The sequence below is a fragment of the Plantibacter elymi (nom. nud.) genome, from assembly GCF_900177795.1.
GTDB lineage: Bacteria > Actinomycetota > Actinomycetes > Actinomycetales > Microbacteriaceae > Plantibacter > Plantibacter elymi.
This window is the reverse complement of record NZ_FXWJ01000002.1, coordinates 103,746-130,736: the sequence shown is the minus strand read 5'-3', so window position 1 is coordinate 130,736 and position 26,991 is coordinate 103,746. Positions and strand designations below refer to the sequence as shown.

Annotated in this window: 27 protein-coding genes and 1 tRNA gene; 18 read left to right on the top strand and 10 right to left on the bottom strand. The window is 68.8% G+C overall.

Annotation, left to right across the window (positions count from 1 at the left end):
* Nucleotides 1-298 precede the first annotated feature (298 nt).
* The 7 genes from sufB (at nt 299) to CCK91_RS05530 (ending at nt 7,377) form a co-directional block, all read left to right on the top strand.
* Nucleotides 299-1,717 (top strand): Fe-S cluster assembly protein SufB, encoded by a 1,419-nt coding sequence (gene sufB / locus CCK91_RS05560; RefSeq protein ID WP_079705963.1) that lies wholly within the window; start codon nt 299-301, stop codon nt 1,715-1,717.
* Nucleotides 1,717-2,925, top strand: a complete 1,209-nt coding sequence (gene sufD, locus CCK91_RS05555; RefSeq protein WP_086473260.1) for a Fe-S cluster assembly protein SufD — start codon at nt 1,717-1,719, stop codon at nt 2,923-2,925. Before sufB ends, sufD begins: the two co-directional genes overlap by 1 nt.
* A complete protein-coding gene (locus CCK91_RS05550) occupies nt 2,925-3,248 on the top strand; it encodes a non-heme iron oxygenase ferredoxin subunit (protein ID WP_064296937.1) in 324 nt (107 codons plus the stop codon). The genes sufD and CCK91_RS05550 overlap by 1 nt, the downstream gene beginning before the upstream one ends.
* Before the next feature lie 4 nt (nt 3,249-3,252).
* A complete protein-coding gene (gene sufC / locus CCK91_RS05545; protein WP_086473258.1) occupies nt 3,253-4,029 on the top strand; it encodes a Fe-S cluster assembly ATPase SufC in 777 nt (258 codons plus the stop codon).
* Between the two features lie 28 nt (nt 4,030-4,057).
* Nucleotides 4,058-4,387, top strand: coding sequence for a metal-sulfur cluster assembly factor (locus CCK91_RS05540; protein WP_056005622.1), 330 nt, complete (start codon nt 4,058-4,060; stop codon nt 4,385-4,387).
* Nucleotides 4,388-4,480: 93 nt separating this feature from the next.
* Nucleotides 4,481-5,647 (top strand): MalY/PatB family protein, encoded by a 1,167-nt coding sequence (locus CCK91_RS05535; protein WP_086473257.1) that lies wholly within the window; start codon nt 4,481-4,483, stop codon nt 5,645-5,647.
* Nucleotides 5,648-5,778: 131 nt separating this feature from the next.
* A complete protein-coding gene (locus tag CCK91_RS05530; protein ID WP_086473256.1) occupies nt 5,779-7,377 on the top strand; it encodes an ABC-F family ATP-binding cassette domain-containing protein in 1,599 nt (532 codons plus the stop codon).
* 80 nt (nt 7,378-7,457) lie between these two features.
* Here CCK91_RS05530 and CCK91_RS05525 read toward each other — a convergent pair whose 3' ends face one another.
* From CCK91_RS05525 to CCK91_RS05515, 3 genes are read right to left on the bottom strand one after another with little or no spacing between them, the layout of a single operon-like run.
* Nucleotides 7,458-8,306, bottom strand: coding sequence for an SURF1 family cytochrome oxidase biogenesis protein (locus CCK91_RS05525; RefSeq protein WP_085510918.1), 849 nt, complete (start codon nt 8,304-8,306; stop codon nt 7,458-7,460).
* Nucleotides 8,303-8,527 (bottom strand): hypothetical protein, encoded by a 225-nt coding sequence (locus CCK91_RS05520; RefSeq protein WP_079705968.1) that lies wholly within the window; start codon nt 8,525-8,527, stop codon nt 8,303-8,305. Before CCK91_RS05520 ends, CCK91_RS05525 begins: the two co-directional genes overlap by 4 nt.
* Nucleotides 8,524-8,832 carry a DUF3099 domain-containing protein gene (locus tag CCK91_RS05515; RefSeq protein ID WP_086473255.1) on the bottom strand — a complete coding sequence of 103 codons (309 nt, stop codon included), beginning with the start codon at nt 8,830-8,832 and terminating at the stop codon, nt 8,524-8,526. The genes CCK91_RS05520 and CCK91_RS05515 overlap by 4 nt, the downstream gene beginning before the upstream one ends.
* Before the next feature lie 161 nt (nt 8,833-8,993).
* Here CCK91_RS05515 and fabG point away from each other — a divergent pair, with 161 nt between their 5' ends.
* Nucleotides 8,994-9,704: a 3-oxoacyl-ACP reductase FabG gene (fabG, locus tag CCK91_RS05510; RefSeq protein WP_079705970.1), complete on the top strand. Its 711-nt coding sequence runs from the start codon at nt 8,994-8,996 to the stop codon at nt 9,702-9,704.
* 58 nt (nt 9,705-9,762) lie between these two features.
* Here the strand turns inward: fabG and serB are convergent, their stop codons facing one another.
* Complete coding sequence (gene serB, locus CCK91_RS05505; RefSeq protein WP_086473254.1) at nt 9,763-10,458, bottom strand: phosphoserine phosphatase SerB; 696 nt, start codon at nt 10,456-10,458, stop codon at nt 9,763-9,765.
* Entirely contained in the window at nt 10,455-11,699 is a 1,245-nt protein-coding gene (locus CCK91_RS05500; RefSeq protein ID WP_064296946.1) for a glucose-1-phosphate adenylyltransferase, read from the bottom strand. The genes serB and CCK91_RS05500 overlap by 4 nt, the downstream gene beginning before the upstream one ends.
* Before the next feature lie 45 nt (nt 11,700-11,744).
* On the opposite strand from CCK91_RS05500, the gene glgA reads away from it, so the two are divergent.
* The 3 genes from glgA to CCK91_RS05485 all read left to right on the top strand — a co-directional run bounded on the left by glgA (nt 11,745) and on the right by CCK91_RS05485 (nt 14,208).
* The gene (gene glgA, locus CCK91_RS05495) at nt 11,745-12,926 is read left to right on the top strand and encodes a glycogen synthase (RefSeq protein WP_086473253.1); all 1,182 of its coding nucleotides are present in this window, start codon (nt 11,745-11,747) and stop codon (nt 12,924-12,926) included.
* A 63-nt stretch (nt 12,927-12,989) separates the two neighbouring features.
* The gene (locus tag CCK91_RS05490) at nt 12,990-13,802 is read left to right on the top strand and encodes an ABC transporter ATP-binding protein (protein WP_085510924.1); all 813 of its coding nucleotides are present in this window, start codon (nt 12,990-12,992) and stop codon (nt 13,800-13,802) included.
* Between the two features lie 157 nt (nt 13,803-13,959).
* The gene (locus tag CCK91_RS05485; protein ID WP_056005588.1) at nt 13,960-14,208 is read left to right on the top strand and encodes a type B 50S ribosomal protein L31; all 249 of its coding nucleotides are present in this window, start codon (nt 13,960-13,962) and stop codon (nt 14,206-14,208) included.
* A gap of 72 nt (nt 14,209-14,280) precedes the next feature.
* On the opposite strand, the gene CCK91_RS05480 is transcribed toward CCK91_RS05485, so the two are convergent.
* Entirely contained in the window at nt 14,281-15,054 is a 774-nt protein-coding gene (locus tag CCK91_RS05480) for a 3'-5' exonuclease (protein ID WP_086473252.1), read from the bottom strand.
* A 104-nt stretch (nt 15,055-15,158) separates the two neighbouring features.
* On the opposite strand from CCK91_RS05480, the gene CCK91_RS05475 reads away from it, so the two are divergent.
* Nucleotides 15,159-16,061, top strand: a complete 903-nt coding sequence (locus CCK91_RS05475) for an alpha/beta fold hydrolase (RefSeq protein WP_086473251.1) — start codon at nt 15,159-15,161, stop codon at nt 16,059-16,061.
* A 4-nt stretch (nt 16,062-16,065) separates the two neighbouring features.
* Here CCK91_RS05475 and CCK91_RS05470 read toward each other — a convergent pair whose 3' ends face one another.
* Nucleotides 16,066-16,968 carry a Sir2 family NAD-dependent protein deacetylase gene (locus tag CCK91_RS05470; RefSeq protein WP_086473250.1) on the bottom strand — a complete coding sequence of 301 codons (903 nt, stop codon included), beginning with the start codon at nt 16,966-16,968 and terminating at the stop codon, nt 16,066-16,068.
* A gap of 138 nt (nt 16,969-17,106) precedes the next feature.
* Here CCK91_RS05470 and CCK91_RS05465 point away from each other — a divergent pair, with 138 nt between their 5' ends.
* Nucleotides 17,107-17,910, top strand: coding sequence for a TrmH family RNA methyltransferase (locus CCK91_RS05465; protein ID WP_086473249.1), 804 nt, complete (start codon nt 17,107-17,109; stop codon nt 17,908-17,910).
* 85 nt (nt 17,911-17,995) lie between these two features.
* Nucleotides 17,996-19,240, top strand: coding sequence for a D-alanyl-D-alanine carboxypeptidase family protein (locus CCK91_RS05460; RefSeq protein WP_086473248.1), 1,245 nt, complete (start codon nt 17,996-17,998; stop codon nt 19,238-19,240).
* A 39-nt stretch (nt 19,241-19,279) separates the two neighbouring features.
* Here the strand turns inward: CCK91_RS05460 and CCK91_RS05455 are convergent, their stop codons facing one another.
* On the bottom strand, nt 19,280-20,089 hold the full coding sequence (locus CCK91_RS05455) for an SGNH/GDSL hydrolase family protein (RefSeq protein ID WP_079705978.1): 810 nt from the start codon (nt 20,087-20,089) through the stop codon (nt 19,280-19,282).
* 148 nt (nt 20,090-20,237) lie between these two features.
* Between CCK91_RS05455 and CCK91_RS05450 the strand changes: the two genes are divergently transcribed.
* Nucleotides 20,238-22,055, top strand: a complete 1,818-nt coding sequence (locus CCK91_RS05450; RefSeq protein ID WP_242664399.1) for a DEAD/DEAH box helicase — start codon at nt 20,238-20,240, stop codon at nt 22,053-22,055.
* 207 nt (nt 22,056-22,262) lie between these two features.
* Here CCK91_RS05450 and CCK91_RS05445 read toward each other — a convergent pair.
* A tRNA-Leu gene (locus CCK91_RS05445) sits at nt 22,263-22,346 on the bottom strand.
* Between the two features lie 175 nt (nt 22,347-22,521).
* Between CCK91_RS05445 and CCK91_RS05440 the strand changes: the two genes are divergently transcribed.
* From CCK91_RS05440 to mshC, 3 genes are all read left to right on the top strand, one after another.
* Nucleotides 22,522-23,841: a M20/M25/M40 family metallo-hydrolase gene (locus tag CCK91_RS05440; RefSeq protein WP_086473246.1), complete on the top strand. Its 1,320-nt coding sequence runs from the start codon at nt 22,522-22,524 to the stop codon at nt 23,839-23,841.
* A 114-nt stretch (nt 23,842-23,955) separates the two neighbouring features.
* Nucleotides 23,956-24,780, top strand: coding sequence for an undecaprenyl-diphosphate phosphatase (locus tag CCK91_RS05435; protein ID WP_086473245.1), 825 nt, complete (start codon nt 23,956-23,958; stop codon nt 24,778-24,780).
* Entirely contained in the window at nt 24,777-26,015 is a 1,239-nt protein-coding gene (gene mshC, locus CCK91_RS05430; RefSeq protein WP_086473244.1) for a cysteine--1-D-myo-inosityl 2-amino-2-deoxy-alpha-D-glucopyranoside ligase, read from the top strand. Before CCK91_RS05435 ends, mshC begins: the two co-directional genes overlap by 4 nt.
* Nucleotides 26,016-26,061: 46 nt before the next feature.
* Here mshC and CCK91_RS05425 read toward each other — a convergent pair whose 3' ends face one another.
* Nucleotides 26,062-26,988 (bottom strand): proteasome assembly chaperone family protein, encoded by a 927-nt coding sequence (locus tag CCK91_RS05425; RefSeq protein WP_191941123.1) that lies wholly within the window; start codon nt 26,986-26,988, stop codon nt 26,062-26,064.
* Between the last annotated feature and the right edge of the window lie 3 nt (nt 26,989-26,991).

The window sequence follows — 26,991 nt, the reverse complement described above, 5'->3', positions numbered from 1 at the left end:
AGGGACGGTGCCGGCGTCGGTCGACCGGCGGTCTTGGAGTGGTGTGACACGGGGTCGATCCTTCGGTTCGCGGTGGCCACGGCTGCCGTATCCACCGTCCTCACCCACAACCCACAGGAAGCTGTAGGATTATGAGGTTCACGGTGCGCGCGAGAAGCGCCATGGTTCATGAACATTGTAGGTTCGCGAAGAAGCCGCCCGCACATCCCCTCCCCAATCCGCTCCGATCAGGCGCGTGCCATGGGAGGGAATGACGACCTCCAGCCGGTGGTTGTCTCCAGGGAGGAAAGAGGGACACATGTCAGACATCCTGATCGATCGCCCGGAGCTCGCCGGACTCGGCCAATACGAGTTCGGATGGCACGACGGCGACGTCGCCGGCGCTTCAGCGCGCCGCGGCATCTCCACCGAGGTCGTGGCCGACATCTCCGCACTGAAGAACGAACCGGACTGGATGCTGCAGCGCCGCCTCAAGGCCCTGCAGCTGTTCGAGCGCAAGCCCATGCCGACGTGGGGCGCCGACCTCTCCGAGATCGACTTCGAGAACATCAAGTACTTCGTCCGCTCCACCGAGAAGCAGGCTCAGACCTGGGAGGACCTGCCGGACGACATCAAGAACACCTACGAGAAGCTCGGCATCCCCGAGGCGGAGCGCCAGCGCCTCGTCTCCGGCGTCGCCGCGCAGTACGAGTCCGAGGTGGTCTACCACCAGATCAACGAGGAGCTCGAAGCGCAGGGTGTCATCTTCATGGACACCGACACCGCGTTGCGCGAGCACCCCGAGTTCTTCGAGGAGTACTTCGGCACGGTCATCCCGTCCGGCGACAACAAGTTCGCCGCGCTGAACACCGCCGTGTGGTCGGGTGGCTCCTTCGTCTACGTGCCGCCCGGCGTGCACGTCGAGATCCCGCTGCAGGCCTACTTCCGGATCAACACCGAGAACATGGGTCAGTTCGAGCGCACGCTGATCATCGCCGACGAGGGCAGCTACGTGCACTACATCGAGGGCTGCACCGCGCCGATCTACAAGTCCGACTCGCTGCACTCCGCGGTCGTCGAGATCATCGTCAAGAAGAACGCCCGCGTCCGCTACACGACGATCCAGAACTGGTCGAACAACGTCTACAACCTGGTCACGAAGCGCGCCACGGCCGCCGAAGGCGCGACCATGGAGTGGATCGACGGCAACATCGGATCCAAGGTCACGATGAAGTACCCGTCCATCTACCTCATGGGCGAGCACGCCAAGGGCGAGACCCTGTCCGTCGCGTTCGCCGGTCCCGGCCAGCACCAGGACGCCGGCGCGAAGATGATCCACATGGCTCCGTACACGCAGTCGTCCATCGTCTCCAAGTCGATCGCCCGAGGCGGCGGACGCGCAGGGTACCGCGGCGAGGTCCGGGTGGACGCCAACGCCCATCACTCGGCCAACACCGTGCGCTGCGACGCGCTCCTGGTCGACACCATCTCCCGCAGCGACACGTACCCGGCGATCGACATCCGTGTGGACGACGTCCAGCTCGGACACGAGGCGACGGTCTCCAAGGTCAGCGAGGAGCAGCTCTTCTACCTCATGAGCCGCGGCATGCCGGAAGACGAGGCCATGGCGATGATCGTCCGCGGCTTCATCGAGCCGATCGCCCGCGAACTGCCCATGGAGTACGCACTCGAACTCAACAAGCTCATCGAGATGGGCATGGAAGGATCCGTCGGTTAATGACGACTGCAGCACCGACTCAGACCGAAGGACAGCACGGCATCACGGCACACAGCGACGGCGCAGGACGCGTCATCCCGGTGCAGACCCGATCGGAGCGCTTCAGCTCCTATGATGTCGCCGACTTCCCAGCGGTGACGGGACGCGAGGCGGTCTGGAAGCTCAGCCCGGTCGCGCAGTTCACCAACCTCACCGCGGGGGAGCTCGACGGCTCGCCCACCCCGATCGCGCACGACGACGTCGACGGATTCAGCGTCGAGTGGATCAGTCGCGACGACGCCCGCGTCGGCTCCGCCGGCGTGCCGGAGGAGCGCGCCTCCGCGAACGCCTGGTCGAGCTTCGACCAGGCGCTGGCGATCTCGGTCACGGGTGAGGAGTCCAAGACCCTGCGCCTCGAGCGGAGCGGGCTCGGCGACGGCGCCCGCGCTGCGCACACCGTCATCACCGCCGCGCCTTTCAGCCGCGGCCTCATCATCATCGAGAACGCGGGCGACGCCCGCCTCACCGAGAACGTCGAGATCATCGTCGGCGAACAGGCCGACGTGACCGTCGTGACCGTGCAGTGGTGGGACGACGACGCCGTGCACCTCGCCAGCCACTTCGCGTCCATCGGTCGCGACGCCCACCTCAAGCACGTCGTGGTGTCGCTCGGCGGCAAGGTCGTCCGGGTGAACCCGACCCTGCACCTCGCCGGTCAGGGCTCGGACCTCGACTCGCTCGGCGTGTACTTCTCCGACGCGGGTCAGCACCTCGAGCAGCAGGTCTACATGCACCACGACGCACCGAACACCCGCGGGCGCGTGACCTACAAGGGCGCACTGCAGGGCGAGGGTGCGCGGTCCGTGTGGATCGGCGACGTCCTCATCAGCAACCGTGCCGTCGGCACCGACAGCTACGAGCAGAACCGCAACCTGGTCCTCTCCGACGGCACCCGTGCCGACTCCGTGCCGAACCTCGAGATCGAGACCGGCGACATCGCCGGTGCCGGTCACGCGAGCGCGACCGGACGCTTCGACGACGAGCAGCTCTTCTACCTGCAGGCTCGAGGCATCCCTGAGGACGAGGCACGACGGCTCGTCGTCCGCGGCTTCCTCGTGGAGATCATCCAGCAGATCGGCGACACCGAGCTGCAGGAGCGACTCTCGGCGGCCATCGAGGCCGAACTGCTCGGTGCCGACGGACAGGGCACCGGCGGAGCGCAGCACTGATGGCGACGAAGGTGTGCTCGTTCGACGAGCTCGCCGTCAACCAGGCCAAGCGGGTCGTGGTGGACGGCGTGCCGATCGCCCTCGTGCGCGACGCGTCGGACGAACTGTTCGCGATCGGCGACGTCTGCACCCACGGCGACATCTCGCTGTCCGAAGGCTTCGTCGAGGACGGCAACCTCGAATGCTGGGCACACGGCTCGCAGTTCTCGCTCACGACGGGCAAGCCGCTCACCCTTCCGGCCTACGAGCCGGTCCCCGTCTACACCGTCGAGCTCATCGACGGCGACATCTACATCGACCCGACCGCAACGAAAGAGATCTAGCACCATGTCAGTCCTCGAAATCCGCGACCTGCACGTCAGCGTCGAAACCGAGCAGGGCACCAAGCCGATCCTGCGTGGCGTCGACCTCACCATCCGCACGGGCGAAACGCACGCGATCATGGGTCCGAACGGTTCGGGCAAGTCCACGCTCGCGTACACGATCGCCGGCCACCCGAAGTACACCGTCGACAGCGGATCCATCACGCTGGACGGTGAGGACGTCCTCGCGATGAGCGTCGACGAGCGCGCCCGTGCCGGACTCTTCCTCGCGATGCAGTACCCCGTCGAGATCCCCGGTGTCACGGTCACGAACTTCCTCCGTACGGCGAAGACCGCCGTCGACGGCGAGGCGCCCGCGATCCGCGGCTGGATCAAGGACGTCCGCGATTCGATGAAGAACCTGCGCATGGAGCCTGCCTTCGCCGAGCGCAACGTCAACGAGGGCTTCTCCGGTGGCGAGAAGAAGCGTCACGAGATCCTCCAGCTCGAACTGCTGAAGCCGCAGTTCGCAGTCCTCGACGAGACCGACTCCGGCCTCGACGTCGACGCCCTCAAGATCGTGTCCGAGGGCGTCAACCGCGCCAAGGAGAACACGGGCCTCGGCGTCCTGCTCATCACGCACTACACGCGGATCCTCCGCTACATCAAGCCCGACTTCGTGCACGTCTTCGTCGCCGGCAAGATCGCTGAGCAGGGCGGTCCCGAGCTCGCCGACCGACTCGAGAACGAAGGCTACGACCGTTTCCTCGTCGACGCCGTCGTCGCCCCGGAAGGTGCCTGAAGCCGCGCGAGCGGTCTAAGATAACGACATGGTAACAACGCTCAGTCCGCAACGATTCGACGAGGTCGAAGAGGCGCTCAAGGACGTCATGGACCCCGAGCTCGGGGTGAACGTGGTCGACCTCGGTCTCATCTACGACCTGGGTTGGGATGACGAGAACGACGCGCTCATCATCCACATGACCCTGACCTCCGCCGGATGTCCGCTCACGGACGTCCTCGAGGAGCAGACGGGTCAAGCGCTCGACGGCATCGTCGACGCCTTCCGCATCAACTGGGTGTGGATGCCGCCGTGGGGCCCGGAGCGCATCACCGACGACGGGCGCGACATGATGCGTGCCCTCGGCTTCTCGATCTGATCGAACCTCCACGACGACGGACGGCTGCAGTGCAGCCGTCCGTCGTCCTGTTCCCGGCAGCGTCGTCCGGCTGATCCCGGATAGGGTCGAGGCATGACCGAGATCGTGTCCGCTGACCCCCTCGACGTCCTGCGCAGCCGGACGAGCGAGAAGTGGTCCGAGTACCCCGACGACGTCCTGCCCATGTTCGTGGCCGAGATGGACGTCCCGCTGGCACCCGTGATCCGCGATGCCCTGCACGCGGCGATCGATCGCGGTGACGCCGGGTATGTCGCGAGCCGCACACGGCTCCCACAGGCGTTCGCCGGCTTCGCAGCGCGACGATGGGGATGGGACGTGGATCCCGGCTCCGTGTTCACCACCGCCGACGTCAGCATGGGCATCGTCGAGATCCTGCGGCGCGTCATCTCGCCCGGCGAGGGCGTCGTGATCACCTCGCCGGTCTACCCGCCGTTCTTCGACCTCGTCAGCGAGGCCGGGGGAGTCGTGGTGGACGTCCCCTTGCTCGGGTCCAGCCGCGCCGACGATCCCGCCGGAGGCTGGCGGCTCGACCTGGACGGTCTCGAAGCCGCCTTCCGCAACGGCGCGAAGGCGTTCCTGCTCTGCAACCCGCACAACCCGATCGGTCGGCCGCACGCGGTCGACGAACTCCGCTCGGTCGCCGCACTGGCCACGCGGTACGGAGTCGCCGTCGTGAGCGATGAGATCCACGCTCCACTCACCCAGCCGGGCGAGCGGTTCGTCCCCTATCTCAGCGTGTCCGACGAGGCCGCCGAACACGGGTACGCCGTCCTGTCGGCGAGCAAGGCCTGGAACCTCGCCGGCCTGAAGTGCGCGGTGATGGTCACCGCCGGCCCCGGGCCGCGGAGCGTGGTCGCTGGGATGCCGGTCGAGGTGTTCTGGCGGACGGGCCAGTTCGGTGTGCTGGCTTCGGTCGCCGCCTTCGAGGCCGGAGAGCCCTGGTTGGACGGGCTCCTCGGGTTGCTCGACGGCAACCGGCGGCTGCTCGGTGAGCTGCTGGGCGCCGAGCTGCCCGAGGTCGGCTACCGACCGCCTGCCGCCGGGTACCTCGCCTGGCTGGACTGCACCGCGCTCGGTTGGACCGAACCCCCGGCACGGCGCATCCTGCGCGAGGCGCGCGTGGCCCTGCAGGAGGGCGCCCCGTTCGGGCCCGGAGGCGTCGGCCACGCACGACTCAACCTGGCCTGCTCACCCGAGCTCCTCACCGAGGCGGTCGGACGGATCTCCGCCCTGCGTTGACGCCCGTCCGGCCGCGCCGGAACCCTGCCGGAACGGCCGCGGTGCTGAGCATCGGATTCACGATTTATACTGGGAGGCTGACCCCCACCCTCCGCGTTGTCGAAACGCACCCGAAGAAATGGACTATGCCTGTGCTGAGTGTGCACGACCTCGAGATCCGCGTGGGGGCACGCGTGCTCATGGAGCACGTGAACTTCCGCGTGTCCGCCGGCGACAAGATCGGCCTCGTCGGCCGTAACGGTGCCGGGAAGACGACCCTGACCAAGACGCTGGCGGGCGAGACCCTCCCGACGAACGGCAGGATCGATCGCGGTGGCGAGATCGGGTACCTGCCGCAGGACCCGCGCTACGGCAACCCGGAGGACCTCGCCCGCACCCGCATCCTCGATGCGCGTGGTCTCGGCCAGCTCGCGCTCGGCATGCACGAGTCGAGCATGGCCATGGCGAGCGACGACCCGAAGGTGGCGGAGGCCGCCATGAAGAAGTACGGCAACCTCACCGACCGGTTCAACGCGCTCGGCGGGTACGCCGCGGAGGCCGAGGCGGCCTCCATCGCATCGAACCTGAACCTGCCCGACCGCATCCTCGATCAGCAGCTGAAGACGCTCTCGGGCGGACAGCGCCGCCGCATCGAACTCGCGCGCATCCTCTTCTCCGACGCCGAGACGCTCATCCTCGACGAGCCGACCAACCACCTCGACGCCGACTCCGTCGTCTGGCTGCGTGAGTTCCTCAAGCAGTACAAGGGCGGGTTCATCGTGATCTCGCACGACATCGAGCTCGTCGGCGAGACGGTCAACCGGGTCTTCTACCTCGATGCGAACCGCACCGTCATCGACATCTACAACATGAACTGGAAGAACTACCAGCGTCAGCGCGAGGCCGATGAGGAGCGCCGGAAGAAGGAGCGCACCAACGTCGAGAAGAAGGCGACGGCGCTCCAGCTCCAGGCGGCCAAGTTCGGCGCGAAGGCCAGCAAGGCGGCCGCAGCCCACCAGATGGTTGCTCGCGCCGAGCGGATGCTCTCCGGGCTCGAGGAGGTCCGCGCGCAGGACCGCGTGGCCAAGCTGCGGTTCCCGACCCCGGCGCCCTGTGGCCGGACGCCGCTCATGGCGAGCAACCTGTCGAAGAGCTACGGCTCGCTCGAGATCTTTACGGCCGTCGACCTCGCGATCGACCGTGGCTCGAAGGTCGTCATCCTCGGATTCAACGGTGCGGGCAAGACGACCCTGCTGCGGATCCTCGCCGGAGTGGACCAGCCCGACACCGGGCAGCTCGAACCCGGGCACGGCCTGCGGATCGGCTACTACGCGCAGGAGCACGAGACGATCGACGTGAAGCGCAGCGTGCTCGAGAACATGGTCTCCTCATCGCCGAACATCACCGAGATGGAGGCGCGCAAGGTCCTCGGCTCGTTCCTGTTCACCGGCGACGACTCCAACAAGCTCGCGGGCGTGCTGTCCGGTGGCGAGAAGACGAGACTCGCTCTCGCGATGATCGTCGTCTCGGGCGCGAACATGCTCCTTCTGGACGAACCGACCAACAACCTCGACCCGGCCAGCCGTCTGGAGATCCTCGACGCGCTCGCCCACTACGAGGGTGCCGTCGTGCTCGTGAGTCACGATGAGGGCGCCGTCGAGGCGCTCAACCCCGAGCGGGTGCTCATCCTGCCCGACGGGGTCGAGGACCACTGGAACAAGGACTACCAGGACCTCGTCAGCCTGGCCTAGCGCCAACGGGTGAGCGTACCCGGCCTGTGGGCTTCACGGGCCGGGTACGCCCCGTCCGTAGACAGCTCGGGCCAGTCGGGTCAGCGACTCGCTTCGAGGATCTCATCCTCGATGTCGGCGTCGGACCGCGCTTTCGCGGCGAGCCGTTCGGCGCGCGCAGCCGCACGCCGCTGCTCCTTCGGGTCGTCGGAGTTCAGGATGCGGTACTCCTGACGGATGGCATAGGCGAGGAAGATGAAGCCCATCAGCGCGAAGACCACCCATTGCAGCGCGTACGAGAGGTGCATCCCCTCGTTCGGCTCGGGCTTGATCGGACCGAGCGGTGCCGCCTCGGCAGGCGCCGGGCTCTCCGAGAGGAGCATGCCGTACGCACCGGAGTAGAGCGTCTCGCCGCGGAGTTCGGCGATCTGCGGGAGGTTGATCGTGGCCACCTGGCCGTCGGCGGCCCCGCGGCCCGGGAGCGTCGGTTCGCCGGGTCGGATGCGGACGACGACCGAGACCTCTCCGCTCGGAGGCGCCGGGACCGACTCGGGTGCTTCGAGTGAATCGTTCGCGGCGACCCAGCCACGGTCGACGATGAACACGTCTCCGTTGGCAAGTCGGAGCGGCGTGAGGACGTTGAAACCCGCCTGGTTGTTCCGGGGACGGTTCCGCACCAGCAGCTGCTCGTCAGGCAGGTAGGTACCGCTCATCGACACCGGGTGCCATTCGTCGGCCACGCTGAAGGAGTCGAGCGACGGCAGCGCTTCGTCGAGCGGGATCGGGGTCGCGTCCCAGTTGGTCTCGATGCGCTGGACCTCCTCCTCCTTCTCGCTCGCCCGGGCGAGCTGCCAGTTGGAGAGGAGGACGCACACGATCGCGAACACGATCGCGACGCCGAGGTAGCCGAGCCAACGGCGGCTGAAGGCGAACCGCCACCCCGCGCTCATGAGCCGACCGCCGACGCCAGCGGACGCCGCTCGAGCGGGAAGGAGCGGGCTTCGAGGAAGGCCTCCAAGAAATCGACGTGTTCGTCGCAGGCGGTCCAGACCTTCACGCGGTCCTCCGCGTGGATCTTCGGATTGCGCCACTCGATCCGCCAGCTCGCCGCCGCGCGGCAGCCGGCCCGGGAGCAGATCACGCCGTCGGGCTCGGCACCGAACCCGATCATGCCTGGTCGGCCGGACGAGGCGGCACCGAGTCGTCGACGATGATCGGCCGCTGGGACACGACGACACCGGTGGGGCGCTCGATGGCCCCCTGCGACGGCAGCGACCCGGCGTTCGCGATGATCACGGCGACGTACGGCAGGAAGATGGCACCGGCTGCGACCGCGAACATCCAACCGCCCTGGACGAACGGGAGCGCAGCGAGGCAAAGCAACCGGACACCCATGGTGATCGAGTACTTGATGAGCCGCTGCCGGCGCTCTTGTTCGGGAGCCGGTGGGAGGGAGGTGATGCTCTGCTGCTTCATGCCAGGACCAGCCTACGCGCTCGGCGGGTGGGCGAAGCCCCCAAATCACCGGGAGAACCGGAGGACCCCCATATGCTGGTACGGGTCCGCGGCCGGAACGCCGCGCGCCCCGACGGCCGCCGCACGAGTCGGCCGGTATCGCCGCAGGAGAGGAATCGACCATGACCGCACCACGCACCGTACTCGTCACCGGAGGCAACCGGGGGATCGGCTTCGCCATCGCCGAGGAGTTCGTCGCGCAGGGTCACCGCGTCGCCGTCACCGCACGATCCGGCGAGGGCCCGGCGGGCACGTTGACGGTCCGCGCGGACGTCACCGACGCCGCCTCCGTCGACGCGGCGTTCACCGAGATCGAGTCGGAGCTCGGGCCGGTCGAGGTGCTCGTCGCGAATGCGGGCATCACGAAGGACACCCTGCTCATGCGGATGAGCGAAGACGACTTCGACCAAGTGGTCGACACGAACCTCGGCGGCTCCTTCCGCGTCGTCAAGCGCGCGTCCAAGGGCATGCTCAAGGCACGCTTCGGACGCATCGTGCTCATCTCCAGCGTCGTGGGTCTCTACGGGTCCGCCGGCCAGGTCAACTATGCGGCCTCGAAGAGCGGCCTCATCGGCATGGCGCGATCCATCACCCGCGAACTCGGTGCGCGCGGGATCACGGCGAACGTGATCGCCCCGGGGTTCATCGAGACCGACATGACCGCCGAACTGCCCGCCGAGACCCAGGCCGAGTACAAGAAGAGCATCCCCGCAGCGCGTTTCGCGAGTGCGAACGAGGTCGCGAAGGTCGTCACGTGGATCGCCGGTGACGACGCGGGCTACATCTCCGGTGCCGTGATCCCGGTCGACGGCGGCCTCGGCATGGGTCACTGACCCGGCCGGCACCGCACCGAGCAGAACCCGACCTCGGACGCTGACCGCGACGCGCGGATCAGAGCCCGAGGAGCGGCAGGACGCCGGCGAGGTCGACCCGCCCGGCGACGACGTCGGCATGGCGGCGGACGATCGGCTTCGCGTTGAACGCGACCGAGAGCCCGGCGACGGCCATCATCTCGAGGTCGTTGGCTCCGTCGCCGATCGCGATCGTCCGTGCCAACGGCACGCCGTCCTCGTCGGCCCACTCCTGCAGTGCGGCCGCCTTCGCCGCCGCGTCGATGATGGGACCGCTGAGGCCTCCCGTCAACCGACCGTCGGCGGTCTCGAGGCGGTTCGCCCGCACATGGTCGAGGCCGAGTGCCTCGGCGAGCGGGTCGAGCAGTTCATGGAACCCGCCGGACACGACACCGATCCGCGATCCGTGCGCATGCAGCCGACCGATCAGCGTCTCCAGGCCGGTCGTCGTCCGGATCCGTTCGGCGATCACCGGGATCCGGTCGACGCGGAGGCCCGCGAGCGTCGCGACCCGGGCCCGGAGGCTGTCGGCGAAGTCGAGGTCACCGCGCATGGCGCGCTCGGTGATGGCGGCGACCTCGGGGAGGCTGCCGACCTCCTCGGCGAGCAGCTCGATCACCTCGTTCTCGATGAGCGTCGAGTCGGCGTCGAGGACCGCGAGGAACCGGACGCCTCGTCCGGCCTGTGGGGGGAGTGCTGCCTCGGGATCCGCCACTGCCGAACGCTCGGTACTCATGGAACGACGCGTACTCCCTTGCCAACCACGGTGAGACCGGATTCGGTGACGGTGAAGCCGCGAGCGCGGTCACGGTCGTGGTCGACACCGACGCTCGCGCCGGAGGTGACCACCACATCCTTGTCCAGGATAGCCCGCTTGACGACGGCGTCCGGTTCGATGTGGACCTTGTCGAACACGACCGAGTCGGAGACGTGGGCGCCGGATTCCACGAGCGCCCAGGGCCCGAGGACACTGCGCTCGATGTGGGCACCGGACAGCAGCGAACCGAGGGAGACGATCGAGTCGATGGTCTGGCCGAGGTTGCCCTTCGCGTCCCGCACGAACTTCGCCGGCGGCGAGTTCAGCTGAGAACTGAAAATCGGCCAGTCGCGGTTGTACAGGTTGAAGATCGGGAGCGTCGAGATGAGGTCCTGGTGGGCCTCGTAGAACGACTCGATCGTCCCCACGTCGCGCCAGTAGTAACGGTCGCGATCCGTCGAGCCGGGCACGTCGTTCCGCTGGAGGTCGTAGACGCCGGCCTCGCCGCGATCGACGAAGTACGGGACGATGTCGCCACCCATGTCGTGGTTCGAGCTCGTCACCTCGCCGTCGTCGATGACCGCCTGCATGAGTGCGTCGGCGTCGAAGACGTAGTTGCCCATCGAGGCGAGCACCTCGCCGGGGGAGTCGGGCAGGCCCGGTGCGTCGAGCGGCTTCTCGAGGAAGCGGGCGATGGTCGTCGGGTCGTCCGCGTCGACGTCGATGACGCCGAACTGGTCGGCGAGGGAGATGGGCTGACGGATCGCGGCGACCGTCGCCTTCTTGCCCGAGGCGATGTGCGCCTCGATCATCTGCGCGAAATCCATGCGGTAGACGTGGTCGGCGCCGACGACCACGACGATGTCGGGCTTCTCGTCGCGGATCAGGTTGAGGCTCTGCAGGATCGCGTCGGCGGATCCGCTGAACCAGCGCTTCCCGAGACGCTGCTGCGCCGGCACGGACGCGACATAGGAGTCGAGCAGGCCGGACAACCGCCAGGTCTGCGAGACGTGGCGGTCGAGGCTGTGGGACTTGTACTGGGTGAGGACGACGATCTGGGTGAGTCCGGAGTTGATGAGGTTCGACAGCGCGAAATCGATCAGGCGGTACTGCCCGCCGAACGGTACGGCCGGTTTCGCGCGGTCTGCGGTCAGCGGCATCAACCGCTTCCCTTCCCCACCAGCGAGGACGATTCCGAAGATCTTCTTTGAGGCGGCCATGGCTTCACAATAGATGCCGGACGAGACCTGTACTAGCGTCTAGACATGCGAGTTGATCTTGTGACAAAGGAGTACCCGCCGGAGATCTACGGCGGCGCAGGCGTCCACGTGTCGGAGCTGGTGAAATCCCTCCGTAGCGACATCGACGTGACCGTGCGCTGCTTCGGCGCGCCACGCGACGAGGCCGACACCGTCGCGTACGGTGTCCCGGCCGAGCTCCAGGGTGCGAACGGCGCTCTCACGACCCTCGGGACGGACCTCCTGATCGCCCAGGACGTCGCCGGAGCCGACCTCGTGCACTCGCACACCTGGTACGCGAACGGTGCCGGTCACCTCGCGTCGCTGCTGCACGGCATCCCGCACGTCGTGACCGCGCACAGTCTGGAGCCGCTCCGCCCGTGGAAGGCCGAGCAGCTCGGCGGTGGGTACCGCGTGTCCAGCTGGATCGAGCAGTCCGCCTACGAAGGCGCCGCGGCCGTCGTGGCGGTCAGCGACGGCATGCGTCGCGACATCCTGCGGTCCTACCCGAGCCTCGACCCGGCCAAGGTGCAGGTCATCTACAACGGCATCGACCTCACCGACTGGCAGCCACGCGTGGACGACGAGCTGCTGCGGTCCCTCGGCATCGACCCGTCCCGTCCCTCCGTCGTCTTCGTCGGACGGATCACCCGTCAGAAGGGGCTGCCGTACCTGCTCCGCGCGGCCCGACTGCTGCCGCCCGACGTGCAGCTCATCCTGTGCGCCGGCGCTCCCGACACCCCCGAGATCCTCGCCGAGGTCAAGGGGCTCGTCGAGGAGCTGCAGCGCGAGCGCACCGGGGTCGTGTGGATCGAACGACTGCTCCCGCGTCACGAGTTGTGCACCGTCCTCACCGCCGCCACGACCTTCGTGTGCCCGTCGATCTACGAGCCACTCGGCATCGTCAACCTCGAGGCGATGGCCTGCGGTGCCGCCGTGGTCGGGACGGGGACCGGCGGCATCCCGGAGGTCGTGCAGGACGGTGTGACCGGCAGGATCGTCCCGCTCGCGCAGGCGTCCGACGGCACCGGCACTCCGCTCGACCCGGAGCGTTTCGTCGCCGACCTCGCCGCCACCCTCACCGAGGTCGTCCAGGATCCCGCCCAGGCGAGGGCCTACGGGGCCGCTGGTCGCCGACGCGCGGAGTCCGACTTCAGCTGGTCGCGCATCGCCACCCAGACGGCGGAGCTCTACCGCAGCCTGGTCTGAACCGCCTGCGGACACCTCGGAGGACGGCGACGCGCGACGAGTCTTGGCGGATAGGCTAGGACCATGCCGAGCGTGTTGCAGTTCTCCGATGTGTCCGTCGTCCGTAATCTCAACCCCATCCTCGATGGCGTCGACTGGACGGTGACGGGCGACCAGCGATGGATCGTCCTCGGCCCGAACGGCGCCGGCAAGACGACGCTCCTGCAGCTCGCGGCGACGCTCATCCACCCCTCGAAGGGCACGGTGTCCGTGCTCGACGAGACGCTCGGCCGGGTCGACGTCTTCGAACTGCGCCCGCGCATCGGCTTCGCGTCCTCCGCACTCGCGAAGCGGGTGCCGCCGGAGGAGACCGTCCTGGACGTCGTGCTCACGGCGGCCTACTCGGTCACCGGCCGCTGGGTCGAGCAGTACGAGGACATCGACGTGAAGCGTGCGTCGCGGGTCCTCGCGGAATGGAAGCTCGACCACCTCGCCGACCGCCGGTTCGGCACGCTCAGCGACGGCGAGCAGAAGCGCGTGCAGATCGCGCGGGCCATCATGACCGACCCCGAACTCCTCCTGCTCGACGAGCCGGCCGCGAGCCTCGACCTCGGCACGCGCGAGGAGCTCGTCGAGCTGCTGGGCGGCTACGCGAGCGCCGACGACTCACCGGCGATCATCATGGTGACCCACCACGTCGAGGAGATCCCCGTCGGCTTCACCCACGTCCTGCTCGTTCGCGACGGTGGCATCGTCGCCGCCGGCCCGATCGCCGAGACACTCACGGCCGAGCACCTCAGCGAGACCTTCGACCTCCCGATCGAGCTGAGTGAGGAGGACGGTCGGTTCCACGCCCGCTCCGTCCGCGCCGGACGCTCGGCCGTCGCCCCCTCCTGACCGCCACGCCTCGGCGAGTCGTCCTGGGCTGGCGAGCAGACGCGCGCCGAGTCTGGTAAAGTCGACCTTTGGCTCGCGGAGCCAAGAGCTTTCTGCCTCGTGCCTGGAGTTCCGAGCGCGGGTACTACCCACACCATCCACTCAACAAGGACTGCTGATGAAATCTGACATCCACCCCACGTACGAAGCCGTCGTCTTCCGCGACCTCGCCTCCGGCGCGACGTTCCTCACGCGCTCGACGGTCTCGTCGGGCAAGACGATCGACCTCGACGGCGTCACCTACCCGGTGATCGACGTGGAGATCTCGTCCGAGTCGCACCCGTTCTACACGGGCAAGCAGCGCATCATGGACTCCGCCGGTCGCGTCGAGAAGTTCAACCAGCGCTTCAAGGGCTTCGGCAAGTAGTCCTTCCGCTGGAATACACGAACGCCCCGATCCTCGGATCGGGGCGTTCGTCGTCGTGGGGAGCCGTGCGACTCAGATACCGATGGGCAGCTGGTCCGCTGGGACGATGACCGGCGCTTCAGGTCGAGCGGCGGGGCGTCCGGTGCGGATGGGCCAAGCGCCTTCGGCGACGAACTCGGGATCGCGCACGCGGCGCATGTAGGACTGGAAGCTCTCCGCCTGCTCGAGCGACCAGGACCGCTGGGCCTCGTGCAACTCGTCGACGCTCGTCGGCAGGGCGTCGGCGTGACGCCGGCCGATGGCCTGAGCGACGCGTCCGGCGGCGACGGCGTCCACGCCCGCGTCGTGCGCACCCTCCAGAGGAACACCGTGCAGGGCGGCGACGACCTCGAGCGTCCGCTTGCCGCGCCGGAACGTGTCGAGCCGTCGGTCGAGGATCAGCGGGTCGACGACGGGGGACGGGTCGGTGATCGACGTCACCCCGTGCCGCTCCGCCTCGAAGTGCAAGAGGGAGAAGTCGTAGGGCGCGTTGTAGGCGACCACCGGGGTCCGTGCGGCGAACAGCTCGGTGAGGACGGCGACGATCTCTCCGACGACGGCCGGTGCCGGACGCCCCTCAGCCCGGGCCCGCTCCGTCGTGACGCCGTGGATCTCGGCTGCCCGAGCGGGGATCTCGACCCCGGGGTCGGCCATCCACGACCACGAGCGTTCGACCGAACCGTCCGCAGTGATGACACCGACGAAGGCGGTCACGATGCGACTCGTCTCCACCTCGATGCCCGTCGTCTCGAGATCGAAGACCGCCAGGCGGTCCGTCCAGTGGGGATTCGCATCGACCGTGTTCACGCCTTCACCCTATGACGCACCTCCGACAGGGGCCTGTGCCACGCCGGGGCAGCACGGTCCGCGTCGTCGGGTGAACGCGGAGCCGGACTCCCTAGACTGAGTGGATGCCCGTCGAATCACCGTACGCCGACCAGCTCGACCGCATCCCCGTCCGGGAGCGCTCGCTCATCGTGGACGGAGCCGAGACCCGGTTCTGGGACTACGGCGACCAGGAGGCGTCGACGACGATCGTCATGGTGCACGGGTTCCGCGGCGACCACCACGGCCTCGAACCGGTCGTCGCGCAGCTCTCCGGATTCCGGATCATCGCTCCGGACCTCCCCGGCTTCGGCAGCTCGGCACCCTTCCCCGAGGCCACCCACTCCGTCGAGGGGTACGCCGCCTGGCTGGGACGGTTCATCGAGGAGCTGCACCTGACCGGCCGTGTCGTCCTGCTCGGGCACTCGTTCGGCTCGATCGTGTCGAGCGCCGCCGTCGCCGGGGGACTCCGACCGGACGACCTCATCCTCGTGAACCCGATCGCCGCCCCGGCGCTCCAGGGCCCCCGCGGCGTCCTGACGAGGCTCGCGGTCTTCTACTACTGGTCGTCCGCGAAGCTCCCGAAACGCCTGGGATTCGCGTTCCTCCGCAACAAGGGCGTCGTGCGCATCATGAGCGTCGCGATGTCGAAGACGAAGGACCCGACGCTCCGTCGGTGGATCCACGCCCAGCACGACCAGTACTTCAGCGCCTTCGCCGACCGGGAGGTCGTCCTCGAGTCGTTCACCGCCTCGGTCAGCCACGATGTCAGCGAGTACGCCGACCGGATCCCGAGCCGGACGCTGCTCATCGCCGCCGAGCGTGACGACATCACGCCCGTCGCCGCGCAGTACGCGCTCGCGAAGCGGTTCGCCGACGCGCAGCTGCACGTCATCCCGGGCGTCGGACACCTCATCCACTACGAGGAGCCGCACGACGCGGCGCAGCGCCTCACTGCGTTCCTCGCGGACGACCGCACCGACGCCTGAGGCGTCAGGCGTCGGTCGCCTCCTGCGAGACGACGCTCGTGAAGGCGGACGGGACCAGGCGAGCGGCGATCCCGGTGAGCGTCTCACTGGCCCCCGCGTCGAGCTTCACGTCCGCGCGGCCGTCCGCCTTCGTGACGCCGCGGTTGATGACGACGATCGGCAACCGCTTCCGGCGGGCGAGTTCGAGGAGCCGGATCCCCGAGTTGACCACGAGCGACGACCCGGCGATCACGAGTGCGTCGGCGCCGCGCACGAGTGCTGCCGCCTCGGCGTACTTCTCCGTCGGGATGAATTCGCCGAAGAAGACCACGTCCGGCTTCAACATGCCGCCGCAGACCGTGCACACGGGGACGACGATCTCGTCGACCCGCCCGACCTCGGCATCGCCGTCCGGGTTGATCGTCACGTCCGTCTCGGTGTCGAGCCACGGGTTCAGGGCCGTCATGCGCTCCGCGATGCTCGACCTGGCGTAGCTCTGCCCACAGGAGAGACAGCTGACGCGGTCCATCGACCCGTGCAGGTCGACGACGCGGCGCGAGCCGGCCCTGACGTGGAGGCCGTCGACGTTCTGCGTGATGACGCCGTCGGCGATGCCGGCCTCCTCGAGGAGCGCGATCGCCCGGTGGCCGGCATTCGGGCGAGCACCGTCGAACCGCTTCCAGCCGAGGTGGCTGCCGGCCCAGTAGCGTTTGCGCGCGGCGTCGTCGTTGGACAGGAACTGGTCGACCGTCATGGGGGTCCGGACCGGAGCGCCCTGGCCCCGGTAGTCGGGGATGCCGGAGTCCGTGCTCACGCCGGCCCCGGTGAGGAAGGCGACACGTCGGTCCGCGAGCAGCTCGATCGCCCGTTCGAGCCCGGCCTCGACCGTCTCGTCAGCGGGATCCCCTGCTGCGATCAGCGTGCTCATGCCTGCTCCGTCCATCCGTCCGCGATGACCGGAGTGCTCCGGGCCATCACTTCCCCTGAGTCTAAACGGCCTCGTTTTCGATCGTGTTCCCACTCTGGCAAGGTGGAGGTCGAACATCGCGTCGAGAGGACGTCTCACATGCAGGTCATCCGGATCACCGATCTCGACGACGGACGACTCGACGACTACGCGCGACTGACGGACGTCGCCCTCCGCCGGGTGTCCGAACCCGCCGGTGGCCTGTACATCGCCGAGTCGACGAAGGTCATGGAACGTGCGCTGCGCGCCGGGCACCGACCGCGATCGGTCCTGCTGCAGGAGAAGTGGCTCGAGGACGTCTCGCCACTCCTCGAGGACCACGACGTCCCGGTCTTCGTCGGCGAGCCCGCACTCCTCGAGCAGCTGACGGGCTTCCACCTGCACCGGGGAGCCCTCGCGGCGATGCACCGCCCACCGCTCGCCGATCCCGCCGAACTCCTCGCCGACGCCCGCCGGGTGGTCATCCTCGAGGACATCGTCGACCACACCAACGTCGGCGCCATCTTCCGCTCGGTCGCCGGCCTCGGTGCCGACGCCGTCCTGATCACCCCGCGCTGCGCCGACCCGCTATACCGCCGAAGCGTCCGCGTCAGCATGGGCACGGTCCTGCAGGTGCCGTGGACCCGCCTGCCGGAATGGGACGTCGCGTCCGGCATCCTGCGGGATGTCGGCTTCAAGACGGCCGCCCTCGCCCTGGCCGACGATGCCGTCGACCTCGACACCTATGCCCGGACCGCGCCGGAACGGCTCGCCATCGTGCTCGGCGCCGAGGGCGACGGTCTGAGCGCCTCGGCACTCGCCGCCGCCGACACGATCGTGACCATCCCGATGCTCCACGGCGTCGACTCGCTCAACGTCGCCTCCGCCAGCGCCGTCGCCCTCTGGGAGCTCCGGGTCCGCTGAGCACGGTTCCACGCTGCTCGAGAGCCACCCGCTCGGCGGCACGTCGCGACAGGGTACGCGCAGGAGCGCCGGGTAGCATGACCGGGTGCCACTCACGAGACGACAGATCTACCGCCGCCGCCGTCTCGCCGTTTTCGGCGTCCTCGCCATCCTCATCGGGCTGTTCGGCTACAGCGCTGGCGCACTGCTCCGTCCGGTGCCGGCCGCGGCTGCGACGCTCGAATCCAGTGACGCCCTCACCACCTCGCTCGTCCAGCAGACCACACCGGTCGCCTGGCCCGGATTCGGGCGGGGCGCCATCGGTGCCGTCGGGTTCGACGGCGTCCTGAGTTCGAGTGGCGAACAGACGCCGTTCCCCATCGCGAGCATCACGAAGACGATCACCTCCCTCGTCGTGCTGGAGGCCAAGCCGCTCGCTGCGGGGGACCAGGGCCCGTCCATCACGCTGACCGACGCCGACGTCGGGTTCTACTACGACACCATCGCGGAGAACGGTTCAGCGGCACCCGTCGTCGCCGGGTCGGTGTTCACCCAGCGGCAGATGCTCGAAGCACTGCTCCTCCCGTCGGCGAACAACTACAGCATCTCCCTCGCCGTCTGGGCCTTCGGCTCGGTCGACGCGTACCTCGACGCGGCCCGCGCCTGGCTCGATGCACATGGGCTGACAGGCACCACCGTCACGAACACGAGCGGCCTGGGAGCGACGAACGTCAGCACCCCGAGCGACCTCGTGACCATCGGCAAGCTCGTGCTCGCCGACCCGGTGCTCTCGTCGATCGTCAAGGAGCCGACGGCGGTGCTGCCCGCCATCGGCGAGGTCGAGAACACGAACGCCCTCCTCGGCCGGTACGGGGTGACCGGTATGAAGACGGGGACCGACGACGCCTCCGGCGCGTGCCTGCTGTTCTCCGCCGACCTCCAGGTGGAGGGGCGGACGGTGACCGTCGTCGGCGTCATCCTCGGTGCCGACGACCACACCGTGCTCAACGATGCCGTGGTCTCCCTGTTGCAGAGTGTGCCGGCCGGCTTCCACCAGGTCCAGCTCGCCACCGCCGGGCAATCGGTCGGCTCGTACTCGACCGCATGGGACCAGGCCGCGAAGGTCGTCGTGGCGTCCGACGCCTCCGTGCTCGTCTGGCAGGACACCCCGATCACGGTCGAGAGCCACGCCAGAGCCATCGACGCCGGTGCCGCCGGTTCGACGGTCGGGAAGCTCAGCTACACCGTGGGGGCGGGCGCGGAGGGCGGTGCGGCGACGATCGACGTCCCGCTGGCCCTCGACGCGGACGTCGCCCCGGTCACACCCTGGTGGCGCCTGACCAACCCGTGACCGCAGCAGACGTCGGAGCTCGGGTGATCGGCCGGACGGTCAGACGTCGAGTTCCTGGTCCTGCGCCGCGACCGTGAGGAACGGGCCGGCGAGTGGTCGCTTGGCGGTGATGTGGTCGCCGGACGACTGGTGCCGCACCCGACGGAGCACCCACGGCACGAGGTACTCACGCGCCCAGGCGAAGTCCTCGGTCCGGGCCTGACGCCATCGCCTGACGGGGAGCGGCTCCGGCTGCAGCGGCTTGAGGTCGTTCTCCACGTTCAGCGCGTGCAGGACGAGGCGGGCGACCTCGTGGTGGCCGAGCGCGTTCAGGTGCAGCCGGTCCGGTGCCCACATCCGCGGATCCTGGATCGCCTGGAGGGCCCACTGGTCGGCGATGATGCAGTCGTGTCGGGCGGCGATGGCCCGCAGGTTCTCGTTGTAGATCGCGACCTTGCCGCGGATGCTCCGGAAGACGGGGGAGAAGCCGACGTCCACACCGGTGAACAGCACGACCGTCGCTCCATCGCTCCGGAGGCGGATGATCGCCTGCTCGAGTCGTCTGGCGATGTCGTCGGGGTCGGTGCCGGGCCGGATCACGTCGTTGCCGCCCGCCGAGATCGTGATGAGGTCGGGGTGCAGCTCCAGGGCCGGCTCCACCTGGTCGTCGAGGATCTGCTGCGCGAGCTTGCCGCGCACCGCGAGGTTGGCGTAGGCGAAGTCCGAGTTCTGCGCGGCCAGCACCTCGGCGACCCGATCGGCCCACCCACGGTGCCCGCCCGGCGCCCCCGGCTCGGGATCGCCGATCCCCTCGGTGAACGAGTCGCCGATGGCGACGTACCGCGACCAGGGATGGTGCTGTTCGGTCATGGGTGGTTCCTCCTGCTGTGCATCCGGAACCTCCAGCGTACGCCCGCCCCTCGGCTGGCGGATCAGTCGCGAGTCGGACATCCCGATGGGTGTCGAGGCCGAACACGATGGTCGGCGGTGTCGGCGTGGCCGGGTACAGTGGTCTCCAGTGAACGCGGAAATCTCTTCGACCCAGCACCTGGGCGGGTCCGCAGCCGAACACCTCTCACCGGCCTTCCCGGAACGCGCAGCGTGGGGCACGGCGAGCAAGCTTCGAGCCTGGCAGGCCGAGGCGCTCGAGCAGTACTTCACGACCGAACCCCGTGACTTCCTCGCGGCGGCGACACCGGGCGCAGGCAAGACGACGTTCGCGCTGCGACTCGCCTCCGAACTCCTCCATCGCGGCACGATCGACCGCATCACGGTCGTCGCCCCGACCGATCATCTGAAGCGCCAGTGGGCCGAGGCCGCGAGCCGGGTCGGCATCCGCCTCGACCCGAACTTCGCGAACCGCGACCAGGTCTTCGGCCGCCACTACCACGGTGTCGCCGTCACCTACGCCCAGGTCGCGGCGAACCCGCCCGTGCATCAGCGCACGACCGATTCGGGTCGCACCCTCGTCGTCTTGGACGAGGTCCACCACGGCGGCGACGCCCTGAGTTGGGGCGACGGGATCCACGAGGCCTTCTCGCGGGCCACCCGTCGGCTGTCCCTGACCGGGACCCCGTTCCGGTCCGACACGGCACCGATCCCGTTCGTGGTCTACCAGCCCGACCACCAGGGCATCCGGACCTCCGTCACCGACTACAACTACGGGTACGGTCGCGCGCTCCAGGACGGGGTCGTCCGTCCGGTGCTCTTCATGGTCTACGCCGGTCACATGCGCTGGCGGACCAAGGCCGGCGACGAGATGGAGGCCCGCCTCGGCGAGGGCAACACGAAGGACATCACCTCCGCGGCCTGGCGCACCGCCCTCGACCCGCAGGGTGACTGGATCCCGGCGGTCCTGAAGTCCGCCGACCTCCGGTTGTCCGAGGTCCGTCAAGCGGTCCCGGACGCCGGCGGACTCGTGATCGCCACCGATCAGACGACCGCGCGAGCCTACGCGGCCATCCTGCACGAGTTGACGGGGGAGCAGCCCACGGTCGTGCTCTCCGATGAGAAGGAGGCCAGCGACCGGATCGCCGACTTCTCGGGGAACACCAAGCGCTGGATGGTCGCGGTCCGCATGGTGTCGGAAGGCGTGGACGTCCCACGACTCGCCGTCGGCGTCTACGCGACGTCGTCCGCCACGCCGCTGTTCTTCGCGCAGGCGATCGGGCGATTCGTCCGGGCACGTCGACGCGGCGAGATCGCGAGCATCTTCCTCCCGAACGTACCGAACCTGATGGCCCTCGCTGAGAAACTCGAGCTCGAACGCGACCACGCTCTCGACCGCCCGAGCGACCCGGACGCGGAGGGCGACCTCTTCAACCCTGAGGACGCGATGATGGCGGCCGCGGAGCGCGAGGACAAGGCTTCCGACTCACTCCTCGAGGAGTTCACCTGGCAGGCCGTCTCCTCGGACGCGCACTTCGACCGGGTGGTGTTCGACGGCGACGAGTTCGGCGAGCTCGCCCAGCCGGGCACCGAGGAGGAGTTCGACTTCATCGGGTTCCCCGGGCTCCTCGAGCCTGAGCAGGTGCACGAGCTGCTCGTGCAGCGTCAGAGCCGCCAGGCCAAGCGCGGGGCGTTCGTCGACAAGAACGCCGCCTCGCCGAGTCCGCAGGCGGACATCCCCGCTCCGCTCTACCGCACCCTCAAGGAGCAGCGCCAGGTGCTCAACACCCTGGTGGGCCTCTACGCCAAGCACACGAAGGAGCCGCACGGACTCGTGCACGCCGAACTGCGACGCGTCTGCGGCGGACCCGCCGTGGCACAGGCGAGCGTGACGCAGCTGCAGTCACGCATCGACCTACTCCGGCGTCGCCTGGGTCACGGGCACTGAGGACAGCACCGCTTCTCGCGCGCACGTTCTCCTGCTTCGCGGTCGGCCCGCGAGGGCTGCCCTTCGACAGGCTCAGGGACCGGCGGAGGTGCGCCGGTTTTCGCTCTGGCCGAAGACGATCTCGGGTGTCGGCGTGTCGTGGAGTCCGGCGGGAAAACAAGAACGGCCGGAGCTTTCGCTCCGGCCGTTCGCCGTCTCAACACGGTGTGCGCGAAGGGGGACTTGAACCCCCACGCCCGTAAGGGCACTAGCACCTCAAGCTAGCGCGTCTGCCATTTCCGCCACCCGCGCGTGTTGTGATCGTGTCCGGCTTTCGCTGGGCACGAGAAGAAACTCTAGCACGGATTTCGACAGCCGTTCACCACCTCGTACCGCCAGAGGAACTTCCTGACGCCCTCCGGCCGTGCGTCGACCGTGCAATCGGGGGAGAGGTGCAGCGGTCAGGGCCGACGGGTAGCGTGGAGCCATGACCTCCGGCTCAGACGCATCCGACCTCACGCTCGACGAGACCACGCGGATCGCGCGGGACCTCATCCGCATGGACACGACGAACTACGGCGAGGGCCGCTCCAACGGCGAGACGGAGGCCGCCGAATACGTCGAGGCGTACCTCCGCGACCTCGGCCTGGAGCCGGAGCTGATCGACGCCGCTCCGGGCCGGACCAGCGTGGTCGCGCGGGTCGCCGGTGCGAACCCCGAGAAGCCGGCGCTCGTCGTGCACGGACACCTCGACGTGGTGCCTGCCGACCCTGCGAACTGGTCGGTGGACCCCTTCGGCGGCGAGATCAAGGACGGCCTGCTGTGGGGACGCGGGGCCGTCGACATGAAGAACATGGACGCGATGATCCTCGCGTCGCTCCGCGAGATCCTCGACAGCGGCCGCCGCCCGGAACGCGACCTCGTGATCGCGATGTTCTCGGACGAGGAGAACGGCGGTGTGTTCGGCTCGCACCACCTCGTGACGGAACGACCCGAGCTCTTCGCCGGCGCGACCGAGGCGATCAGCGAGGTCGGCGGGTACTCGATCACGTTCGGCGGACGCCGCTCCTACCTCCTCCAGACCTCGGAGAAGGCCCTCGTCTGGATCAAACTGGTCGCGACCGGACGAGCGGCCCACGGATCCCGCTACGTGCAGGACAACGCCGTCACCCGCCTCGCGGAAGCGGTGGCGGCCATCGGACGCACCGAGTGGCCCGTCCGACTCACCGACACCACCGAGCAGCTGCTCCGTGAGATCGCCACCATCCTCGGCACCACACCCGAACGGCTCGGCCCGGACGAGCTCGCCCTCGCGACGGGTACGGCCTCCGGCTTCATCCAGGCCTCGCTGCGCACGACGAGCAACCCGACCCTGCTGCAGGCCGGCTACAAGCACAACGTGATCCCCGATCGCGCCGAGGCGCTCGTCGACATCCGCACCCTGCCCGGCGAGGAGGACGCCGTGCTCGCGCGCGTCGCGGAGATCGTCGGTGAGGACATCGAGATCATCGTCATGCACCGCGACATCGGCCTCGAGACGCCCTTCTCGGGTCCGCTCGTCGACGCGGTCGTCGAGACGCTCGGGCGCCACGACCCCGGCGCCCCGGTGCTCCCGTACATGCTCTCCGGCGGTACCGACAACAAGGCGCTGTCGCTCCTCGGCATCACCGGGTACGGCTTCGCTCCGCTGCGCCTGCCGGAACACCTGGACTTCCCCGCGATGTTCCACGGAGTCGACGAGCGCGTGCCGCTCGACGCGCTAGGGTTTGGCAAGCAGGTCCTCACGGACCTCCTCCTCGACTACTGACTTCCCACGGTCCGTCTTCGCGCCCTCCGAGCCGCGAGACGCTCCAGGAGCCGCCCCGCCGACGACTGCCGGATCCGGCCGAACACCAGCCATCCGGCTGCAGAAAGGTGCCCTGTGGACCTCATCAACGCCATCATCCTCGGACTCGTCCAGGGACTCACCGAGTTCCTCCCGATCTCGTCGAGTGCGCACCTGCGCATCCTCGGCGAGTTCCTCCCGGGGGCGAAGGACCCTGGCGCGGCGTTCACGGCGATCACCCAGATCGGTACCGAGGCCGCCGTCGTGGTGTTCTTCTGGCGCGACATCGTCCGCATCATCTCCTCCTGGTGCAAGGCCCTCGTCGGCAAGATCCCGAGGGATGACGCCGACGCCCGCATGGGGTGGCTGATCATCATCGGCAGCGTCCCCATCGTCGTGCTCGGCCTGTTGTTCCAGGACGAGATCGAGACGACCTTCCGCTCACTGTGGATCGTCGCGATCATGCTCATCGTGTTCGGCATCCTGCTCGGTGTCGCCGACGCCGTCGGAGCGAAGAAGCGACGACTGAAGAGCCTGACCTACGGCGACGGCGCGATCTTCGGAGGCGCCCAGGCCCTCGCCCTCATCCCCGGTGTCTCCCGCTCCGGCGGCACGATCACGGCGGGGCTGTTCATGGGCTACGAGCGCCGTGCTGCGGCGCGGTACGCCTTCCTGCTCGCGATCCCCGCGGTGTTCGGCAGCGGCTTCTACCAGGTCTTCAAGAGCATCGGCGAGCCGAGCCCGTACGGACCGGTCGAGACGCTCGTGGCCACCGTCATCGCCTTCGTCGTCGGCCTCGCGGTCATCGCCTTCTTCATGAGCTACATCTCGAAGCGCAGCTTCCTGCCCTTCGTCGTCTACCGCATCGTGCTCGGCGTCGTCCTGCTGGTGCTGCTCGGCACGGGCGTGATCAACGCGTGAGGGCCTGGTCCGCCCCGGTCGTGCCGAAGCTGCCCGGCTCCGGCACGGCCCCGTGCCTCTGGGACACCCCGAGCGCCGGGCTCATCGAGGCCTCCGCCGAACGCACGGCGCGGTTGTACGTCTGCGGCATCACGCCGTACGACGCGACCCACCTCGGCCACGCGTCGAGCTACCTCGCCTACGACACCCTGCAGCGCGTCTGGCTGGACGCCGGCTACGAGGTGCACTACGCCCAGAACGTCACCGACGTGGACGACCCGCTGCTCGAGCGGGCCACCGCGACCGGCGTCGACTGGGTCGAACTCGCAGCGAGCCAGGTCGAACTCTTCCGAAGCGACATGGAACGCCTCAGCATCCTTCCCCCCGAGGACTACGTCGCGGTCACCGAGGTCATCGGACCGATCGCCGACGCCGTCGCGCTGCTCATCGAGCGCGGTGTCGCCTACACGGTCGACACCCCGGACAGTGCAGCCGGAGACGACGTCTACTTCGACGTGCGCGCCGCGGCCGACGACGTCTGGCACCTCGGCGCGGAGAGCGGGCTCGACGAAGCGACGATGGCCGCGTTCTTCGCCGAGCGCGGGGGAGACCCCGACCGCGCCGGGAAACGCGACGCCTTCGATCCACTGCTCTGGCGGGCGGCGCGCGACGGCGAGCCGAGCTGGGAGTCACCCGTCGGTCAAGGGCGCCCCGGCTGGCACATCGAGTGCTCGGTGATCGCCCTCCAGCACCTCGGATCCGACTTCACGGTCCAGGGTGGCGGCTCCGACCTCGTCTTCCCGCACCACGATCTGAGTGCCGGGCACGCCGCAGCGCTGTCCGGTCGCCCGCTCGCCAAGGTGTTCAGCCACGCCGGCATGGTCGCCTACGAGGGCACCAAGATGTCGAAGTCCCTCGGCAACCTCGTCCTCGTCTCACGCTTGGCCGCCGACGGAGCAGACCCCTCGGCCATCCGGCTCGCGATCCTCGCGAACCACTACCGCAGCGATTGGGAATGGCACGACGAGCACCTCGTCCTGGCCGATCGTCGGCTCGGGACCTGGCGTTCGGCCTTCGCGACGGACAGCGCGGGTGGCACTTCCGCCGTCGAGCTGCTGCAGGCGATGCGGGTCCGCCTGGCGGACGACCTCGACACGCCGGGCGCCATCGCGCTCGTCGACGCCGCAGCGACGACCGGCGTCGACGACGCCGACCTCGCGCGGTCGGCCGTCGACGCGCTCCTCGGCGTGCGCTGAGTAGGACGGCGACTCACCGGAGTCGCGCCGCGGCGATGGGACCGGGTTACTCGCGGTCCTTCCGCCAGGGCTCGTCGCCCTTGCCCTCGTCCCGACGGAGGTACCGCTCGAACTCCTTGGCGATCGCCTCGCCGCTCGCCTCGGGCGACTCGACGGTGTCGCGCGCCTGCTCCAGCTGCTGGATGTAGGCGGCCATGTCCTCGTCTTCGGCGGCGAGCGTGTCGATCCCGCTCTGCCACTCGCCGGACTCCTCGACGAGGGCTCCGCGGGGGATGACGACGTCGATGAGCTCCTCGAGCTTGTCGATCAGCGCCAGGACGGCTTTCGGGGAGGGCGCGCTGTGCACGTAGTGGGGGACCGAGGCCCAGACCGACAGACTCTGGACACCCTGCCGCTCGGCGGCGTCCGCCAGCACACTGAGGATGCCGACCGGCCCCTCGTACGTGCTGCGCTCGAGCTGCAGAGCCTGCCGCAGCTCCGCGTTCTCGCTCGAGGCGAAGACCGAGATGGGCCGCGTGTGCGGGACGTCGGCGAGCATCGCACCGAGCATCACCATGCCGGTGATGCGCTGCTCGGTGATCACGGCGAGGATCTCGTCGACGAACGCCTTCCAGCCGCGCGAGGGCTCGGCACCGAGCAACACGTAGACGTTGTCGCCACCGCCCTCGCTGACCCGGAGCGCAGCGTCCTCCGCCAGCGGGGTCGCGGGCTTCGCCGCTTCGGGGTCGGGCCCAGAGATCGTGGTACCGGGCCAGGTCAGCGAACGCTTGCCGTCCTCGTCGACGCCGACAGTCGGCCGGTTGAACTGGTAGTCGTAGTAGGGCTCCGGGTCGATCTCGAGCAGCGGGCGGAGGGCGAGCGACTCGCGAAGCACGCGCACCGCGCCGCTCGCCGCCTCGCCGGCATCGTTCCAACCCTCGAACGCCACGACGAGCAGGCGACCGCCCAGCGGCTCCTTGGTGTCTTCCGTCACGTC